At 72.9% G+C, this 17,208-nt stretch carries 14 protein-coding genes; 11 read left to right on the top strand and 3 right to left on the bottom strand.

Translation table 11 applies throughout. The annotated features are described in order from the left end of the window. The first annotated feature begins 66 nt into the window (after positions 1-66). The 5 genes from D6270_RS26080 (at position 67) to D6270_RS26100 (ending at position 5,261) form a co-directional block, all read left to right on the top strand. Positions 67-726 (top strand): histidine phosphatase family protein, encoded by a 660-nt coding sequence (locus D6270_RS26080; protein WP_109163237.1) that lies wholly within the window; start codon positions 67-69, stop codon positions 724-726. Positions 727-738: 12 nt separating this feature from the next. After that, entirely contained in the window at positions 739-1,647 is a 909-nt protein-coding gene (locus D6270_RS26085) for an ADP-ribosylglycohydrolase family protein (RefSeq protein WP_109163236.1), read from the top strand. Positions 1,648-1,846: 199 nt separating this feature from the next. Beyond that, positions 1,847-3,751 (top strand): DUF4153 domain-containing protein, encoded by a 1,905-nt coding sequence (locus tag D6270_RS26090; RefSeq protein ID WP_109163235.1) that lies wholly within the window; start codon positions 1,847-1,849, stop codon positions 3,749-3,751. 95 nt (positions 3,752-3,846) lie between these two features. Beyond that, positions 3,847-4,557: a ribonuclease HII gene (locus D6270_RS26095; RefSeq protein ID WP_109163234.1), complete on the top strand. Its 711-nt coding sequence runs from the start codon at positions 3,847-3,849 to the stop codon at positions 4,555-4,557. Positions 4,558-4,580: 23 nt separating this feature from the next. Beyond that, on the top strand, positions 4,581-5,261 hold the full coding sequence (locus D6270_RS26100) for a hypothetical protein (protein WP_109163233.1): 681 nt from the start codon (positions 4,581-4,583) through the stop codon (positions 5,259-5,261). A gap of 76 nt (positions 5,262-5,337) precedes the next feature. Here the strand turns inward: D6270_RS26100 and D6270_RS26105 are convergent, their stop codons facing one another. Both D6270_RS26105 and D6270_RS26110 read right to left on the bottom strand, forming a co-directional pair. Further along, positions 5,338-5,988 (bottom strand): hypothetical protein, encoded by a 651-nt coding sequence (locus D6270_RS26105; protein ID WP_109163232.1) that lies wholly within the window; start codon positions 5,986-5,988, stop codon positions 5,338-5,340. A 215-nt stretch (positions 5,989-6,203) separates the two neighbouring features. Continuing rightward, entirely contained in the window at positions 6,204-8,375 is a 2,172-nt protein-coding gene (locus D6270_RS26110) for a RecQ family ATP-dependent DNA helicase (RefSeq protein ID WP_109163231.1), read from the bottom strand. A 110-nt stretch (positions 8,376-8,485) separates the two neighbouring features. On the opposite strand from D6270_RS26110, the gene D6270_RS26115 reads away from it, so the two are divergent. The 6 genes from D6270_RS26115 to D6270_RS26140 all read left to right on the top strand — a co-directional run bounded on the left by D6270_RS26115 (position 8,486) and on the right by D6270_RS26140 (position 16,769). Continuing rightward, complete coding sequence (locus tag D6270_RS26115) at positions 8,486-9,874, top strand: DUF4192 domain-containing protein (protein WP_109163230.1); 1,389 nt, start codon at positions 8,486-8,488, stop codon at positions 9,872-9,874. A 382-nt stretch (positions 9,875-10,256) separates the two neighbouring features. Then, complete coding sequence (locus D6270_RS26120; protein ID WP_109163229.1) at positions 10,257-11,000, top strand: NUDIX hydrolase; 744 nt, start codon at positions 10,257-10,259, stop codon at positions 10,998-11,000. 145 nt (positions 11,001-11,145) lie between these two features. Next, on the top strand, positions 11,146-12,882 hold the full coding sequence (locus D6270_RS26125) for an ABC transporter ATP-binding protein (protein ID WP_109163228.1): 1,737 nt from the start codon (positions 11,146-11,148) through the stop codon (positions 12,880-12,882). Positions 12,883-13,042: 160 nt separating this feature from the next. Continuing rightward, on the top strand, positions 13,043-13,930 hold the full coding sequence (locus tag D6270_RS26130) for a FadR/GntR family transcriptional regulator (protein ID WP_204117051.1): 888 nt from the start codon (positions 13,043-13,045) through the stop codon (positions 13,928-13,930). 326 nt (positions 13,931-14,256) lie between these two features. After that, positions 14,257-15,804, top strand: a complete 1,548-nt coding sequence (locus tag D6270_RS26135) for an RNA polymerase sigma factor (RefSeq protein WP_018516292.1) — start codon at positions 14,257-14,259, stop codon at positions 15,802-15,804. Between the two features lie 137 nt (positions 15,805-15,941). Further along, positions 15,942-16,769, top strand: a complete 828-nt coding sequence (locus D6270_RS26140; RefSeq protein ID WP_109163226.1) for a serine protease — start codon at positions 15,942-15,944, stop codon at positions 16,767-16,769. 109 nt (positions 16,770-16,878) lie between these two features. On the opposite strand, the gene D6270_RS26145 is transcribed toward D6270_RS26140, so the two are convergent. Next, positions 16,879-17,112, bottom strand: a complete 234-nt coding sequence (locus tag D6270_RS26145) for a DUF7455 domain-containing protein (protein WP_073803639.1) — start codon at positions 17,110-17,112, stop codon at positions 16,879-16,881. Between the last annotated feature and the right edge of the window lie 96 nt (positions 17,113-17,208).

Raw genomic sequence — 17,208 nt, forward strand, 5'->3', positions numbered from 1 at the left:
CTCCATGGATCACGTGTGATCCATACGGATCACGCGGAAACCCCGGACACCGCCTAGGGTCGGTGCATGGCACGACCGCAGCGCATTGTCCTCGTCCGGCACGGCGAGTCCGAGGGCAACGCCGACGACACGGTGTACGAGCGGGAGCCCGACCACGCGCTCCGGCTCACCGCGACGGGCCTGCGGCAGGCCGAGGAGACCGGGGCACTCCTGCGCGAGCAGTTCGGCGACGAGGGGGTGAGCGTCTACATCTCGCCCTACCGCCGCACCCACGAGACGTTCCGCGCCTTCGGCCTCGACCTCGCCCGGGTCCGGGTCCGCGAGGAGCCAAGGCTGCGGGAGCAGGACTGGGGCAACTGGCAGGACCGGGACGACGTACGGCTCCAGAAGGCCTACCGGGACGCGTACGGGCACTTCTTCTACCGCTTCGCTCAAGGGGAGTCCGGGGCGGACGTCTACGACCGGGTGGGCGCGTTCCTGGAGAGCCTGCACCGCAGCTTCGAGGAGCCGGACCACCCGGAGAACGTCCTGCTGATCACCCACGGACTGACCATGCGGCTGTTCTGCATGCGCTGGTTCCACTGGTCGGTCGCGGAGTTCGAATCGCTGTCCAACCCGGGCAACGGGGAGACACGGACCCTGCTCCTCGGCGAGAACGGCCGCTACACCCTCGACCGGCCCTTCCAGCGCTGGCGCACCCCCGAGCCGTACGGCCGCACCGGATAGAGTGGCAGGGCGATGACCGTTGATCCTGCTTCCGAGCGGCGCTTCGAACGCGCCCTGGCCAGCCTGCGTGGCCTGTCCGTGGGAGACGCCCTGGGCTCCCAGTTCTTCGTCCCGGTCAACTACCCGCTGCTCAGACAGCGCGTCCTGCCGCCCGGCCCCTGGCAGTGGACCGACGACACCGAGATGGCCTCCTCGGTCCTGGCCGTGCTCACCGCATACGGCCGTATCGACCAGGACGCGCTCGCGCACTCCTTCGCCGAACACCACGACTTCGACCGGGGCTACGGTCCCGCCGTGAGCCGGCTGCTCCGGCTCGTGCGGGAGGGCGGCGACTGGCGCGAGCTGGCCTCGGCGCTCTTCAAGGGGCAGGGGTCGTGGGGCAACGGTTCGGCGATGCGGATCGCCCCGCTCGGCGCCTGGTACGCGGACGACCCGGAGCAGGCCACGCACCAGGCCGAGATCTCCTCGTACACCACGCACCAGCACCGTGAGGCCGTCGTCGGCGCGATGGCCGTCGCGGCGGCCGCCTCGCTCGCGGCTGCTCCGAGCGGGCCGCCGACACCCGAGGAACTCCTCGACGGCGTCATCGCGCTGGTGCCCCGCAGCGCGGTCGGCGCCGGACTGCGCAGGGCCCGCGACATGCTGGACTACCAGGACGCCGGAACGGTCGCCGCGGTCCTCGGCAACGGCCGCCGGACCAGCGCCCATGACACCGTGCCGTTCGCCCTCTGGTCGGCGGCCAGGAGCCTCGGGAGCTTCGAGGAGGCGTTCTGGCTGACGGCCCAGGCGGGCGGAGACGTCGACACGACCTGCGCGATCGTCGGGGGAGTGGTCGCCGCGGGTACGGCCGGGGCGCCGCCCGCCGACTGGCTGGCGCAGACGGAGGAACCCCCCGGCTGGCTGCTCCCGGCGCACCACTGACGGTGTGTCGGGGGACTGTCACGGTCCTGCCACAGCCCTCACTCTGAGTGTTCGCGAACATGGGTTCGGGACTACTCTTTCGGCCACGCCGCCTCTGTTTGATCTTCACAGGTCGATCTCCGTGGGCGTGCGCCGAATGAGATGCCGGGATCCCGCGCCGCCCTGGGCCGCGCGGGGGCCCGGTCGGGGGAGGGGTCTCATGTCCGACCGACCGTCCACGGAGTCCGGGCCGCCAGAGCCGTCTGAGCCGTCTGAGCCTTCAGAGCCGTCGAAGGCGTCCACGACGTCCCATGCGTCCAACGCGTCAGCCGCGCCGGCCGACAGCTCGCCGACTCGGGAGTCGCAGTCGTCACCGCAACCGTCACCGTCACCGCAGCCGTCCGCCGAGCGGACCGCACCGGCCACGGAGACGGCGGCCCCGGCCGCGCCCCTCCCGCCAGATCCGCAGCCCGGCCTCTACGCGACCCCGGGCGACCGGCCGCCCGCCACCCCCGCCTACCTTCACGCCCAGCGGCAGCGGGCCCACGGCGCGCAGCAGACCTGGCAGCCAGGCCGCCCCTGGCAGCCGCCCATCAGCCGCCCCGGCGCGATGGCCAAGCTCCGTCCCGCCGCGCCGCCCCTGATCCGGCCCGCCGTCCTCTGGGCGGCCCTGGCCACCGCCGTACTCAGCGCGCTCCTGCTCGGCGACGGCCTCGGCGTGAACCTCCTGATCGTCGCCGTACCGGCCGCCCTGGCCGCCGCCTTCGCCGCGCGCGCGGCGGGCCGCCGGCCGCGGCCCTGGACCGCCACCTGGGCCGTCGGCGGCCTCGCCCTGCTCGCGGTACCCGCCCTCCGCGACGCGGGGTGGCCGACCTTCCTGGCGGTCGTGTCGGCCTTCGCGCTGGGCTCGCTCGCGCTGCACGGCAGCCGGAGCTGGCTCGGTGTGCTGATGGGTTCCGTGGGCACCCTGGACTCGGTCGTGCCGGGGATCCGGTGGGGCTGGCGCGGGCTGCGGGAGCGGGCCGACGGTTCCCGGGGGCGCTGGGGCGCCGCCGTACGCACCACGGCCGTGGCGCTCGGGCTCCTGGTGGTGTTCGGTACGCTCTTCGCCGGCGCCGACGCCAACTTCGCCGACCTGCTGGGCCGGCTCACCCCCGATGTGACGATCGTCGACGGCCCCTTGCGGACGTTCCTCTTCCTCGTGGGACTGGTCGGTGCCCTGGCCGCGGCCCGCACCGCCGCCGCCCCCGTGCGCTGGGACGGGCTCACCGTCAAGGCGGGCAAGCCCCGAGGACGTACGGAGTGGGCGCTTCCGCTCATCGTCCTCGACCTGCTCTTCGCCGCGTTCATCACCCTCCAGCTCGTCGTCCTCCTCGGCGGCTACGACAAGGCGCACGAGGAGACCGGGCTCAACCACGCCGACTACGCACGCCAGGGCTTCTGGCAGCTGCTCTGGGCCACCCTGCTCACCCTCCTCGTCATCGCCCTGGCCCTGCGCTGGGCGCCGCGCGGCGGCAGCAGGGACCGGACGCTGGTGCGCGCCGTGCTGGGCCCCCTCTGCGTCCTCACCCTGGTCGTCGTCGCCTCGGCGCTGCGCCGCATGGACCTGTACGTCGCGGAGTACGGGCTGACCCGGCTGCGGATCTCCGTCGCCGCGATGGAGCTCTGGCTCGGCGTCGTGATCGTCCTGATCCTGGCCGCCGGGGTCTTCGGCGCCCGGTTCCTGCCGCGCGCGATCGCGGTCAGCGCCGGGGCGGCCGTGCTGGCCTTCGGGCTGGTATCCCCGGACGCGGTCGTCGCCGAGCAGAACGTCCACCGCTTCGAGGGCCGCAGGCCGATCGACCTCGACTACCTCAAGGACCTCTCCGCCGACGCCGTACCGGCCCTGGACAAGCTGCCGGAACCCCAGCGCTCCTGTGCGCTGCGGGTCATCCAGGGTGAACTGCGGAACACCGACTCCCCCTGGTACGCGACGAGCTGGGGCGAGGCCCGGGCCGAGGAGATCCTCCGCAAGCGCCCCGCGACCACCGAACGCCGCTCCTGCTACGCGCTGGGCACCGACGGCGTACGCGAGGGCGAGCGGGACGGCTACGAGCAGGGCCACGACGACTACGACCCGTACTGATCCCACCCCGGCCCGGCGCCCGTCGGCCGAATCTCGGTGTGCACGGCGCCCCGGGGTGTCGCCGCTGTCGCTCTCGGCGTACGCTGACTGGCGCCATGCCGTACGAACCACCCACGCACACCGTCGAGCGCTCGCTTCGCGCTACCACCGGTGCCAGGACCGTAGCCGGTGTCGACGAGGTCGGACGCGGGGCGTGGGCCGGACCCGTCACCGTGTGTGCCGCGGTCACCGGCCTGCGCCGGCCGCCCGAAGGCCTCACCGATTCCAAGCTGTTGACGCCCCTGCGGCGTGCCGCGCTCGCCCCCGTGCTGGAGCGCTGGGTCACCGCCCACGCCCTGGGGCACGCCTCCCCGCAGGAGATCGACGACCTCGGCATGACCGCGGCGCTCCGGCTCGCCGCAGTACGCGCCCTGGAGGGGCTGCCGGTGCGGCCCGACGCGGTGATACTCGACGGCAAGCACGACTACCTGGGCGCCCCCTGGAAGGTCCGTACGGTCATCAAGGGCGACCAGTCCTGCATCGCGGTGGCTGCCGCCTCGGTCATCGCCAAGGTGCACCGCGACCGGATGATGGCCGAACTGGGCGGGGATTCCGAGGAGTACACGGACTTCGCCTTCGGTGCCAACGCGGGATATCCCTCGCCGGTGCACCGGGCCGCACTGGAGGAGCGGGGGCCCACGCCCCACCACCGCCTCTCCTGGGCGTACCTGGACGCGCTGCCCCGGTGGCAGCACCTGAAGAAGGTCCGTTTCTCCGCCGAGGCGGCCGCACTCGAAAGCGGGGGCCAGCTCGGCTTCGAATTCTGATCGCGCGCAGGCGCCCACCAGCGATGCCGACCGATCACGTCGGCCCCACGACCAACCACCTTCCTGCCTCTCTCTTCCTCCAGGAGCCTCAGATTCACGAGAGTGCCCAGGGTCCCCGCGTCACCCCGGCCGCCGGCCGTACCGCGCCGACCCCCCGTCCCGTACCAGGTCCGCGTTCCGCGGCCACGCCGCGTCCCGGCCGCCCTGGCCCCGGCCCCGCGCGCCCCACGCCTCCGGCACAGCGCGCCCACCCCGCACCCGTACCCGCGCCCGCGGCGCCCAGGAGCGCTCCGGGCCGGCCGGAGAATCGTTCCGCGCCGCAGCTCCAGCTGGTCCCGGCCCCGGCCGGGGGAGCCCTCGACGCGGCCGAGGAAGCGGTCGACCTCCTGCTCGACTCCGGCCGTGCGCCGGGCGACATCCTGGTGCTCACCACCGGTGAGCAGCACCCGTGGGCCGCCCACGAGCTGTCCTTCGGCGAGGCCGCGTACTGGGCCCAGCAGGACGCCGGCGACGACGTCTTCTTCGCCGACGCCACCGCCGTCGACCGGGCCAAGCCCCGGCCCGTGGTCGTCGTCGCGGTCAACGGCGACGCCGGTGGGACCGTGGCCCGTGCGCTGCCCGTCGCACGTGACCGTGCCGCCGCGCTGCTGATCGTCTGCGGGGACCCGCAGACGATCAACTCCGCACTCGGCGCGGGCGTCTGAACCGTCGCACCGGTGGTACACAGGAGCCCCGGCCGCCCATGAGGGCGGCCGGGGCTCCCGCAGTCTCAGTGGTGGTTCACCGGGCAGCCGAGCGGCGCAGGGCCTGGGCGGACCCGCCACCGGTCCGCGTCAGCGCGGGCAGCTGATCGGAGACGAGGTCGGCCAGCGGGGCCGGCTCCGAGAGGGAGTTGGGCCGCCGCCCGCCCCGCCCTTCGCCGAGCACCTGCCAGCCCCCGCGGGTCAGCGTGATGTACGCACCGCACCGCAGTCCGTGCAGGGTGCAGGCGTCCCGCAGCCCCCACATCCACGCGCCGTCCTCCTCGGTCCACCGTTCGTCGCCGTCACGGCAGTAGAGCAGCACGGCCGTGCGCACCGGGGTACGGCGGCGCAGATCGTGCGGGATGACGCGGCGCAGCTGCGCCAGCAGGGCATTGCGGAACTCCCAGCCGTCTGCCGCCGCAGTGTCCCGTCGGGCGAACGAGGCGCTCGCCGTGAGCCGCTCCTCATGGTCGAGGACCGCGACGACGGCGGTGGAGGGCGTCGGCCGGTGCCGGGAGTGCAGCCCGCTGACGACCTCCCGGGGGCTGCGCAGCAGCGGTATGCCCGCCGAGGCCCACTCGGCGGGTTCGAGCAGCCGGGCAAGGCGGTTGACGGAGTCCGCGGAACCCGGTGGGGTCGAGAACGCCGATATCGAAGTGGCTGAGGACGGGGCGAATCCGAAGGTCATGGTCCTCCCTTCGCTACGCGCCCATGGTGCGGGCAGGGTGGAGTGAGGGCGCGCCACGGCACAGCCCTTCCGGGCCCGACGAGAACTGTGCGGGGAGCAACCCCAATTCTTCCTGGCGTACCGGCGGGCGGCAACGAGCAATTGGCGACGCTGACGGGTATCGGCCGGAATGCTACTGATATCCCTGCCCAGCCCCGGCCGGATGACGCCTGCTGTCACCCCTGAACCGCGAGGACCAGCGGACACACTCCCTGGGCTCCGGCCCGGCGTAGCAGCCGCGCGGCGACGGCCAGCGTCCAGCCGGTGTCCGACAGATCGTCCACGAGCAGGACCGGACCACCGGCGGACCGCAGGGCCTCCGCCAGCTCCGGCCCGACGACGAGGGCCTCGTGCAGGGCCCGTACCCGCTGTGCGCTGTTGGTCTGCGACATCGTCAGATCCTCGGTGCCCGGCGCGTACGTCACCGTCCCGAGCAGCGGCATCCGGCCGATCTCGGCGATGCTTCGGCCCAGGGAGCCCACCAGCTGAGGCCTGCGGCGGGAGGCGACGGTGACCACGCCGACCGGCCGGGGAGCCGCGTCGGGTGTGCCGGAGGCCCAGCCACCGGGGCCCTTGGCCCAGTCCGCGAGCACGGTCACCACGGCGTCCGTGACATCGCCCGGAACCGGTGCGTCCGGTGCCTGCGCCGCCAGCATAGGGCGCAGCCGGTTGCCCCAGCCGATGTCGGAGAGGCGGCCCAGCGCCCGTCCGGAGGAGGAGAGTTCAGCGGCGGGGATACGCCCCTTGAGGTCGACGCCGACGGCGGAGAGACCGGTGGGCCACATCTTGCGGGGCGCCACCTCCACGCCCGGCCGGCCCAGCTCGCTGCGGGCGCCGTCCAGGGCGGCGGTGGAGACCTTGTCGTCGAAGCGGGCGCCCGCGCAGTTGTCACAGCGCCCGCACGCGGTGGCCTCCTCGTCGTCGAGGCGCAGCCGCAGGAACTCCATCCGGCACGCCGTCGTGGTGGCGTAGTCCCGCATGGCCTGCTGCTCGGCGGCCCGCTGCCGGGCGACCCAGGCATAGCGCTCGGAGTCGTAGACCCATGGTTCGCCGGTGGAGATCCAGCCGCCCTTGACCCGCTTCACCGCCCCGTCGACGTCCAGCACCTTGAGCATCGTCTCCAGCCGGGTCCGTCGCAGATCGACCAGGGGCTCCAGCGCGGGCAGGGAGAGCGGCCGCTCCGATCCGGCCAGGACGTCCAGGGTGCGGCGCACCTGCTCCTCGGGCGGGAAGGCGACCGAGGCGAAATACTGCCAGATCGCCTCGTCCTCCTTGCCGGGGAGCAGCAGCACCTCGGCATGCTCCACCCCGCGTCCCGCGCGCCCGACCTGCTGGTAGTACGCGATGGGGGAGGAGGGCGAGCCCAGGTGCACGACGAAGCCGAGGTCGGGCTTGTCGAACCCCATGCCCAGCGCGGAGGTGGCGACCAGCGCCTTGACCCGGTTGGCCAGCAGATCGTCCTCCGCCTGCTGCCGGTCCGCGTTCTCGGTCCGCCCGGTGTAGGACGTGACCGGGTGGCCGTTCTGGCGGAGGTAGGCCGTGACCTCCTCGGCCGCCGCGACCGTCAGTGTGTAGATGATCCCGGAGCCGGGCAGCTCGCCGAGATGGTCGCCCAGCCAGGCCAGCCGGTGCGCCGCGTTCGGCAGTTGGAGCACGCCGAGGCTCAGGCTCTCCCGGTCCAGCGGACCGCGCAGGACCAGCGCGTCCGTACCCGCTCCCGTGCCCAGCTGCTCCGCGACGTCGGCCGTCACCCGGGCGTTCGCCGTGGCGGTGGTGGCCAGCACCGGAACACCGGCGGGAAGATCGGCGAGCATGGTTCGCAGCCGCCGGTAGTCCGGCCGGAAGTCGTGGCCCCAGTCGGAGATGCAGTGGGCCTCGTCGACCACCAGAAGCCCGGTCGCTGCGGCGAGCCGGGGCAGCACCTGGTCCCGGAAGTCGGGATTGTTGAGCCGCTCCGGCGAGACGAGCAGGACGTCGACCTCACCGGCCGCCACCTCGGCCTGGACGGTCTCCCACTCCTCCGTGTTGGAGGAGTTGATCGTGCGGGCGCTGATCCCCGCCCGCGCGGCCGCCGCGACCTGGTTGCGCATCAGCGCCAGCAGCGGTGAGACGATCACGGTCGGGCCGCTGCCCTGCGCGCGCAGCAGCGAGGTCGCCACGAAGTAGACCGCCGACTTGCCCCATCCGGTGCGCTGCACGACCAGCGCCCGGCGCTTGTCGGCGACGAGCGCCTCGATCGCCACCCACTGGTCCTCACGCAGCCTGGCCTCACCCGTGGCATCCCCGACGAGGCGGGCGAGGACGGAGTCGGCCGAAGCCCTGAGTGCTGCACGGTCTGCGTTGGTCATCCCCCCATGCAACCCGATGACGCCCACAAACCGCGAACGGCGGGGCGAGCCTGTGGATAACGTTATCCACAGGGGTCGCGGGATCCGGCGGCACACGGGACCTTCGAGTCATGAACAAGCACCACGAATCCACCGGCCCGGCCGACGGCCGCCAGATCACCCTGCGCGGCCCCGCCGAACTGGCCGACGCCCTCCCGTATCTGATGGGTTTCCACCCCGACGACAGCGTCGTGATGGTGGCGCTGCACGGCGGTCAGGGCCGGTTCGGCGGCCGGCTCCGGGTCGGCATCCCGCAGGCGCCCGGTGAATGGGGGCCGGTCGCCGAGCATCTCGCGGAGAGCCTGATCACGGGGAGCGAGCGTCGCGGCGGGCGGCCCGACGCGATCCTGATCTTCCTCTGCCAGGACTCCCCGGACGGCAGGAGCGGCCGCCCGGCCATGGAGCGCCTGCGGCCCCTCGCCCAGCACCTGCGCACCGCGTGCGGAGCCCTCGACGTGCCCGTGCTCGAAGCGCTCTGCATCTCCGACGGCCGCTACTGGTCCTACTGCTGCCCCGACAGCCGGTGCTGCCCGCCCGAGGGAAGCCCCCTGGCCATGCCCGGTACGACGGTGATGGCCGCCGCCGCTGCCTACGCGGGGATCCAGGTGCGCGGGACGCTGCGCGACATGGAGGCGCGGCTCGCTCCCTGGCAGGCGCCGGACGAGGCCTACGCACAGTTGCAGGCGCTGGACCGGGCCGCGCCGTCGTTGGTGCCCCGGATCCTGGACGAGCGGGCGAAGGCCCAGGTGGCGCGGGAGACCCTCGTGCTCGCCCGCACACTCATGGGGCGCCTCGGCCGGACGCGGCCCGCTCCGGAAGCGGTCTCCGACTTCGGGGACGACCAGCTGATCACCGAGGACGAGGCCGCCGCCGTCATCCTCGGCCTCCAGGACCGGGAGACCCGGGACAAGGCCGCGGTCTGGATGGAGGGCCCCGACGGCCACCGCGCGCTGAGGCTGTGGCGGACGCTGGCGCGTCGCTGCGTCGGGCCGTACGCCGAGCACGCGGCAGCCCCGTTGACCCTGGCGGGCTGGGTCTGCTGGTCCATCGGTGACGAGCCCGGCGCCCGGGTCGCGTTGGCCATGGCGCTCCGGGCGGACCCGGAGTACACATTCGCGCAGCTGCTCCACCGGGCGTGCAACGAGGGGCTGGATCCGGAGACCCTGCGCCGCTGTCTCCGGGGTGACGGCGGCAGCGTTGGTGGAGAGCCGGAGGCGGTGGGCGGCGAGGAGACCGGGGCGTCGACGGAGGCCGTGGCGGGCAAGGGGCCTGGCCCGCACGTCGGCAGGGCCAGGCCGGCCGCGACCCGCGTGCGGCGGCGCGGGAGCGGCCACCGGGTGACGGACGCCGGGGGGAGGACACCGACGCCCGGCACCGCCCGGCCGGGGTCGATGGTGGCCGGGCGCCGGATGCGGGACGTCCGGCGGTACGGCAGGCGGGGCACCGGGACGCGTCGCTGAGGCCGGGTGCGCCGGGCGGGCCCACCGCCCTCCCGACGGCACCGCTCGGGGTGGAGCTCATGAATGTGGTGGGCCGGGCGGGTTTCGTCGTCCGCCCCGACGGCCCGCTCGGGGTGGAGCCCGTCAACACGGCGCGTCGGGCGGGTTCGTCGTCCGGCCGACGCACCGCTCGGGGTGGAGCCCGGCAACGTGGTGGGCCGGGTGGGTTCGTCGTCCGCGTGGTGGGCCGGGCGGGCCCATCGCCCTCCCGAGGGCACCGCTCGGGGGCGGAGCCCGTCGACGTCTCGACGGGTGCGGCCGGATCAGGCCGCACACGGGATTCCCTGATCACCGGAGTACCGAAGGGAGTGTTTATCGTCAGGCAGACGACTATGATCACGGCATGCCGCCCTACGACCCGTCGACCTTCCCTCCCTTCGCCGTCACCGTGGACCTGGTCGTGCTCACGGTGCGCCGCCACGCGCTCTGCGCGCTGGTGGTCCGCCGAGGGGAAACCCCGTTCCAGGGCCGGTGGGCGCTGCCCGGCGGCTTCGTCAGGGCCGACGAGGACCTCGGCTCCGCGGCGGCGCGCGAGCTCGTCGAGGAGACGGGGCTGTGCGCCCATGATCCGGCCAAGCCCGCCGTGGGCAACGGGGCGCACCTCGAACAGCTGGCCACCTACGGGGACCCGGCGCGGGACCCGAGGATGCGTGTGGTCAGCGTCGCACACCTCGCCCTCGCGCCGGATCTGCCCGCGCCCCGGGCCGGCGGAGACGCCCACAGTGCGCGCTGGGCGCCCGTCGAGGATCTGCTCAGGGAGGGCGAGCAGGCGACACCGCTCGCCTTCGACCACGCGCGGATCCTGGCCGACGGGGTGGAGCGCGCCCGCTCCAAGATCGAATACTCCTCGCTGGCCACGGCGTTCTGCCCGCCGGAGTTCACGGTCGGGGAGCTGCGCCGGGTGTACGAGGCGGTGTGGGGCGTGGTCCTCGACCCCCGTAACTTCCACCGCAAGGTCACCGGCACCCCCGGATTCCTGGTGCCCTCCGGCGGGACCACCACGCGGCAGGGCGGCCGGCCCGCACAGCTGTTCCGGGCCGGGGCGGCCACGGTGCTCAATCCGCCGATGCTGCGGCCGGAGGTCTGACGGCGGGGCTTTCGGCGGCCCGGGGAGTGCGGAACACCCGCGGGCACACTGCTGCACGAAAAGTCGGAAATGTCGCGTTATGTTGCTGCGGTACCCCTCAGCCGCCGAGCGGTCTCACCTTCCGTGAGAGAACGCGAGAGAAGCGATGCTCCAGGCCATCGGACTCACCAGCACCCCCCGTCGCGACGCTCCGCCCGCCGTGGACGACCTCACCTTCGAGGCCCCGCCCGGCCGTGTCACCGCCCTCCTTGGTGCCCCCGGCTCGGGCAAGACCGCGGCCCTGCGGCTGATGCTCGAACTCGACTCCGGCCGGGGCGTCGCCTACTTCCGGGGCAGGCCGCTGCACCGCATCCCCCACCCGGCGCGTGAGGTGGGCGTGCTGCTCGGTGACGTACCGGGGCACCCCTCCCGTACGGCCCGCGGGCAGCTCCGGATGCTGTGCGCGGCCGCCGGGACGCCGGTGGCCCGGGCCGACGAGATGCTCGAAGTCGTGGGCCTCGCCGGGCTCGGGGACCAGCGCCTCGGTGCCCTCTCGGTGGGGATGGACCGGCGGCTCGGCCTCGCCTCCGCCCTGCTCGGCGACCCGCACACCCTCGTCCTGGACGAACCCGCCGAGGGCCTCTCCCCGCGCGAGAACAGCTGGTTGTACGGGCTGCTGCGCGCCCACGCGGCCCAGGGCGGAACGGTTCTGTACGCCACCGCCGACCCCAAGGAGGCCGCCCGCACGGCCGATCGTGTCGTCACCGTCGACGGCGGACGCCTCGTCGCGGATCAGGAGGTCGCCGACTTCGCCCGCACCCGGCTCCGCCCCCGCGTCGCCGTCCGCACCCCGCACGCGGCCCGGCTGGCCGCCGTCGTCAGCCGGGAGGCGCGGGCCGCACAGCGCTCCGTCGAGGTGGTCCCCGAGCCGAACGGCCGGCTGACCGTGTACGGCTCCACCTGCGCCGAGGTCGGGGACACCGCGTTCCGGCACGGCGTCCCCGTCCACCAACTCGCCGACGAGATCGGCGACACCGGTCCCGCCGCCCCACCGCCGGACACCGGCGAGGCCCGTCAGCCCTCCGCCGCGGCCCTCTCCGAACTCCCGCCACCGATCCGGGCCCGCCCCGCCCGTGGTCCCCTGCGCCCGCTCCGGTACGAACTGCGGCGCTCCCTCGGCGTCCGGACGACGACCATGATCATGGCGTCCGTGCTGCTGGTCTCCGCCGCGCTCTCCGTCCTGCTGGCGCGCACCGGGGGCACACCCCTTCCGCGCTCGCTCGCCGCCTGGCCCGAGCTGCTGCCGTTGCCGCCCGCAGCCTTGGGCGCGGGCATTCTGGGCGCCCTCTCCTTCGGCGACGAGTTCCGCTATCCCGCGCTCGCCGCCGGACGCGGCACCGTGCCCCGGCGGATCGGCCTGCTGCTGGCCAAGCTGATGGTGACCGCGGGGTTCGCCCTCCTGCTGGCCGCCCTCACCGTCGCCTGCGGGGCGCAGAGCCTCCGCCTCTTCTACGGACCCGAGTTGCTCACCGTCCCCGCCAACGCCTTCGTGCTCGCCGCGAGTTGGGCGTGCCTGACGGTCGGCTGCGCCTGGGCCGGGCTGCTGGCGGCGGGGGTCTTCCGGGTGGCCGGGGCCGGGATCGCCGCCGTACTGGCCGTTCCGGTGCTGGTGGTTCCGCTGGTGCAGAAGGTGTTCGAGGCCCCGTCCGCGCGTTCGGTCACCGGGCTTCCGGCGAGGCTGCGCGAACTGGCCTGGTGGCAGCTGCCGCAGGAGGCGGACCGCTGGGTCCTGGCCGTGGCGCGCGTGGTGGCACAGCCCGTGGGCGCCGCGCTCACCCTGTCGTTGTCGGCCTTGATCTGTGCGTATCTGCTCACCAGCCTTCGCGGAAAGGTGCGTTGGTGATCACTCTGGTCCGGCGTGGAGGCGAGGAGCCCGTAACTCCCTAGAGAATGCCTGGTTCATGCGCATATGGCGTCAATTGCGGCGTGGGCGCCGATCACCCTTTCGTGTGCTTTTCACCAAAGACCTCAAGGGGTGGACGAGCCGCGCCGACAAAGGATGCGTGAGTACCCTTGCGCACACCATGATGACCGCCGCCCGCTCCGCCGATTCCGGCCTGGCCGGCCCGGGCGAACTCGATCGCTATCCCTATACGCAGGCGCCGGCCGGCGAGCGCGCCGCGGCGCGGCCCTGGGGCGGTTCCGATTCCGAGTTGGGGCGGGCGAGCCGACGGGGAGCGGCCAGCCGCGGTCGCGGCCTGCACGGTCAACTCGTCCAGCAGCTGGGCCAGATGATCGTCTCCGGCGACCTCGGCGCGGACCGCCCCCTCGTTCCCGAGGAGATCGGCCAGCGCTTCGAGGTCTCCCGCACCGTCGTACGCGAGTCGCTGCGCGTCCTGGAGGCCAAGGGGCTCGTCAGCGCGCGCCCCAATGTGGGTACGCGGGTCCGCCCGGTCAGCGACTGGAACCTGTTGGACCCCGACATCATCGAGTGGCGAGCCTTCGGCCCGCAGCGCGACGACCAGCGCCGTGAGCTGGCCGAGCTCCGCTGGACCATCGAACCCCTCGCCGCCCGCCTCGCCGCCGGCCACGGCCGGGAGGATCTTCAGCAGCGCCTCGGTGACATGGTGGAGATCATGGGTCACGCAATGGGGCAGGGGGACGCGATCACCTTCTCCCGCGCCGACGCCGAGTTCCACGCCCTGCTCATCCAGGCCGCGGGCAACCGGATGCTCGAGCACCTCTCCGGCATCGTCTCGGCCGCCCTTCACGTCTCCGGCGGCCCGGTCACCGGCTGTGACCGCCCGGGCGAGGCCTCGCTCGGCCACCACGCGCGCATCGTCGACGCCCTGGCGTCCGGCGACTCCACGGGGGCCGAGACGGCCATGCGCCAACTGCTCGTCGTCCACCCCGACGTGGAGCGTGTCGTTCCCGCGCCGCGCGAGCACTGACCGCCCCTCACGGCCGGGGTGGGCAGGCCCTGTGCCGCCGGACCGCACGGGTCCGGCGGCACAATTGTGAGGGGATGCCTGCCCTGGTGCGGTTCGTCGCGAATGAGGTGTGACTCGGGCCACGCGGATTGGGCGTAACACTCCTCGAAGCAGCGCGATGACTTAAGAGGTGACCGCCGCGGAAGGAATACAGCAGCCCTGGGGCGCGCTGTCCAGTTCCGAGGCCAAACCCGCGCCGTCGACGACATCCCCAGTCGGCGGTCGTCGGCTCCAGCCCTCTCCAGGGCAGGGCCGGAAGCCGTTTCCATCGTTCCGAGAGGTTGTTCGTGTCGGCCAGCACATCCCGTACGCTCCCGCCGGAGATCGCCGAGTCCGAGTCTGTGATGGCGCTCATCGAGCGGGGAAAGGCTGATGGGCAGATCGCCGGCGATGACGTGCGTCGGGCCTTCGAGGCTGACCAGATTCCGCCAACCCAGTGGAAGAATGTTCTGCGCAGCCTCAACCAGATCCTCGAGGAAGAGGGTGTGACGCTGATGGTCAGTGCCGCGGAGTCGCCGAAGCGCGCCCGCAAGAGCGTCGCAGCGAAGAGCCCGGTCAAGCGCACCGCCACCAAGACTGTCGCGGCGAAGACCACCGTGACGAGGACCGTCGCGGCCACCGCCGCCCCGGCGGCCGAGAGCGCGGACGCGGTGGCCGACGACGCCGTCGCGGCCGCCCCCGCGAAGAAGGCGGCAGCCAAGAAGACGGCTGCCAAGAAGACCGCCGTGAAGAAGACGGCGGCCAAGAAGACAGCGGCGAAGAAGTCCGGCAAGCAGGACGACGAGCTTCTCGACGGTGACGAGGCCGTCGAAGAGGTCAAGGCCGGCAAGGGCGAGGAAGAGGAGGGCGAGGGCGAGAACAAGGGCTTCGTCCTCTCCGACGACGACGAGGACGACGCGCCTGCCCAGCAGGTCGCCGTCGCCGGCGCCACCGCCGACCCGGTCAAGGACTACCTCAAGCAGATCGGCAAGGTCCCCCTCCTCAACGCCGAGCAGGAGGTGGAGCTCGCCAAGCGCATCGAGGCAGGTCTCTTCGCCGAGGACAAGCTGGCCAACGCCGACAAGCTCGCGCCGAAGCTCAAGCGCGAGCTGGAGATCATCGCCGAGGACGGCCGCCGCGCCAAGAACCACCTCCTGGAGGCCAACCTCCGCCTGGTGGTCTCCCTGGCCAAGCGCTACACCGGCCGCGGCATGCTCTTCCTGGACCTGATCCAGGAGGGCAACCTCGGTCTCATCCGCGCGGTCGAGAAGTTCGACTACACCAAGGGCTACAAGTTCTCCACGTACGCCACCTGGTGGATCCGTCAGGCGATCACCCGCGCCATGGCCGACCAGGCCCGCACCATCCGTATCCCGGTGCACATGGTCGAGGTCATCAACAAGCTCGCGCGGGTGCAGCGTCAGATGCTCCAGGACCTGGGCCGTGAGCCCACCCCGGAGGAGCTGGCCAAGGAGCTCGACATGACCCCCGAGAAGGTCATCGAGGTCCAGAAGTACGGCCGTGAGCCGATCTCGCTCCACACCCCGCTCGGTGAGGACGGGGACAGCGAGTTCGGTGACCTGATCGAGGACTCCGAGGCCGTCGTCCCGGCGGACGCGGTCAGCTTCACGCTCCTCCAGGAGCAGCTGCACTCGGTCCTGGACACGCTCTCCGAGCGTGAGGCCGGCGTGGTCTCGATGCGCTTCGGTCTCACCGACGGCCAGCCGAAGACGCTGGACGAGATCGGCAAGGTCTACGGCGTGACGCGTGAGCGCATCCGGCAGATCGAGTCGAAGACGATGTCGAAGCTCCGTCACCCGTCGCGTTCGCAGGTCCTGCGCGACTACCTGGACTAGAACACAGGGCGGAAGATTCACCGCCGGAGGGCCCGGATCCCCAGGGATCCGGGCCCTCCGGCGTGTCCGCGGGTGCGCGGGGGGACGGGCTGGATCACGCTGGGTGAAACGTTTCCACCTCAGTGTCAGGAGCCTTCATGCCCCGTCCCGTCGTCCGTGCCCTGACCGGGGTCCTCGCCCTGACGGCAGCCGCCGCGCTGCCGCTCGCCGCGCCGCTCCCGGCCGCCGCCGACAGCATCGTCGTCGGCGGGCAGGCCACCCCCGTGGCGGACAGCCCCTGGGCGGTGGCCCTGTCCAGTCGTGACCGGTTCGGCGGGGCGCGCGCCGGGCAGTTCTGCGGCGGTGTCGTCGTGGCGCCGACGAAGGTCCTGACGGTCGCCCACTGTCTGGGTGAAGAGGCGCTCGGCGGACCGGTGAGCCGGGTCAGGGACCTGCGCGTCATCGCCGGGAGGGACCGGTTGAGTGACGGGACCGGTCAGGAGATCCCGGTCCGGAGCGTCTGGGTCAACCCGGCGTACGACCCCGCCACCAACGCCGGGGACCTCGCGGTGCTGACCCTGGCCCGGGCCCTGCCGCAGGGCAGCGTCATCCCGATGGCCCGGGCCGGGGACGAGGCGTACCGGGCCGGGACGGCGGCGGCGGTCTACGGGTGGGGGGACACGACCGGCAGCGGTACGTACGCCTCCGTGCTGCGCTCCGCCCGGGTCCAGGTCCTGCCGGACAGCGACTGCGCCCGGGCCTACCCGGGCGGCCAGGAAGGCGCGTACGACGCCTCAGGGATGCTCTGTGCGGGCCACCCGGCCGGTGGGCGGGACGCGTGCCAGGGCGACAGCGGCGGGCCGCTGGTGGCCCGTGGGCGGCTCATCGGCCTGGTCTCCTGGGGGAGCGGCTGCGGGCGCGCGGGCAGTCCCGGGGTGTACACCCGGGTCTCGGCGGCCCTGAAGTGGGCCGAGGGCCGTATCTGAGCGGGCCCGCAGACCCGCCGACGTACGAGAACGGGCGGCGCCCCCTGGTGGGGGTGCCGCCCGTCGGCCGGTCCTGGACCGGCCCCTGGCTCGTCGTGGATGCGAGGTGTCAGTGTTGTTCCTCGTCGGCAGCAGTCGCCTGTACGGCGGTGAGCCGATCCGTCTCATCCTGTATTTCCGCGGCGATCTTCTTGAGTTCCGGCTCGAACTTGCGCCCGTGGTGGGCGCAGAAGAGCAGTTCACCGCCGCTGATCAGGACGACGCGCAGATAGGCCTGGGCGCCGCAACGGTCACAGCGGTCTGCTGCGGTCAGCGGGCTCGCGGGGGTCAGAACAGTAGTCACGTCGCCTCTTCTCTAGCTCGACGAGCTGTCGTACCAGGGTCAACATCCAACCAGGCCGAAAACGTTCCCGCTCGTGGCTTTTCTTCGAAACTTCTT

Origin of the sequence: Streptomyces griseus subsp. griseus (assembly GCF_003610995.1) — a bacterium.
In the GTDB taxonomy this organism is placed as follows: domain Bacteria; phylum Actinomycetota; class Actinomycetes; order Streptomycetales; family Streptomycetaceae; genus Streptomyces.